This is a genomic window from Aliiglaciecola aliphaticivorans (genome assembly GCF_054782055.1).
In genome coordinates this window covers 1-1,370 of sequence record NZ_BAAGTF010000070.1, presented here as the reverse complement: position 1 = coordinate 1,370, position 1,370 = coordinate 1, and the positions used below count along the sequence as shown (strand labels likewise).

3 protein-coding genes are annotated in these 1,370 nt (G+C 43.1%); all 3 read left to right on the top strand.

The window, feature by feature from the left end:
- Positions 1-81: 81 nt before the first annotated feature.
- Complete coding sequence (gene tnpA, locus ACYVIL_RS20260) at positions 82-393, top strand: IS66 family insertion sequence element accessory protein TnpA (protein ID WP_460314550.1); 312 nt, start codon at positions 82-84, stop codon at positions 391-393.
- Entirely contained in the window at positions 390-740 is a 351-nt protein-coding gene (gene tnpB, locus ACYVIL_RS20255) for an IS66 family insertion sequence element accessory protein TnpB (protein ID WP_460314548.1), read from the top strand. Before tnpA ends, tnpB begins: the two co-directional genes overlap by 4 nt.
- Positions 741-826: 86 nt before the next feature.
- Positions 827-1,370: transposase (locus ACYVIL_RS20250; RefSeq protein ID WP_460314546.1), on the top strand; the 544-nt coding region annotated here is incomplete at its 3' end.

The following is a 1,370-nucleotide window of genomic DNA, read 5'->3' as shown; positions in this document are numbered from 1 at the left end:
GTGAGCGTCTAGCAAAGACCATCTCGTCAGTTCATATTTAGCACCGCACAATGTCGTTTTTGATGATCAGTCGGAGACATTATGCGCAGAGAGCGTCGAACGAAAGAACAATGGCAAGCGATATTTGTAGACTACGAATCAAGTGGCGTTACTGCTCGTGAATATTGTGCAAAGCACAATATTCATCTTAAAACCTTTTCAGCACGTAAAAGCGATATTGAAAAAAGGCCAGTACGTTCAACAGGCAAGTTAGTTAAAGTCGTTAGACCCAAACCAAAACCAGTATCTACATCGCCAACGCTGACGGTTGTTTATCATGGCGTAACCTTAAATGTGGGACAAGCTGTTGAAGCTAAATGGCTGGCCGATGTTATGAAAGCCTTAGCCTTATGAAGATGTTTGTTGATCCTTCTGATATCTATCTATACCTTGATGCAGTAGATTTCCGTAAATCGATTAATGGCTTAATTATTGTGGTTGAGCAGCAACTTGAGTTGTCGCCATTCATGGATGCCCTGTTTATCTTCAGCAACAAGAAACGGGATAAGTTGAAGATACTGTATTGGGATAAAACGGGCTTCGCACTTTGGTATAAGCGTTTGGAGAAACAACGTTTCAAATGGCCCACGGATGACCAGTTAAGCCGATTAGTCCTGTCTGAGCAACAACTTAATTGGTTACTTGGCGGTTATGACATCATCGGTCACAGGCCGTTGCAGTATCAATCTGTCAGCTTATAACCACAGATCATAAGCAGCGATTAACGATCACCAAATGGTCTAAAATAAGTCAATTATATCAGGGTGTTATTTAGTAAAATAGCGATATGACTGATACCCAATTACTGCAACGCGTTGCTGAATTAGAATCACTACTGGCTGAAAAAAACGCCAAGATTGCTTTTCTAGAAGAGCAATTCCGGCTTGCCCAGCAAAAGCAATTTGGAACCAGCAGTGAAGGCCATCCTGGTCAAGGTGAGTTGTTTAATGAAGCCGAAGAGATTGATGAATCTGTCGTCCCTGAACAAGAAATCATTGAGTACACGCGCAACAAACCTAAGCGCAAACCACTGCCTAAAGACTTGCCTCGGGAAGTGGTTATCCACGATATCGCGGATGAAGATAAAGTGTGTGACTGCTGCAAGGGTGAACTGCACAAGATAGGCGAAGATATCGCTGAGAAGCTAGAATTCATTCCTGCTCAGGTTAAAGTGATTGAGCATGTTCGCCCTAAGTACGCATGCAGAGCGTGTGAAAAAGACGGTATCAGCAACACCATCAAACAAGCGCCTGTACCGAATTCAGTTATCCCCAAAGGCTATGCGACACCGAGCTTGCTAAGTCAGATTGTGACCAGCAAATACCAATATG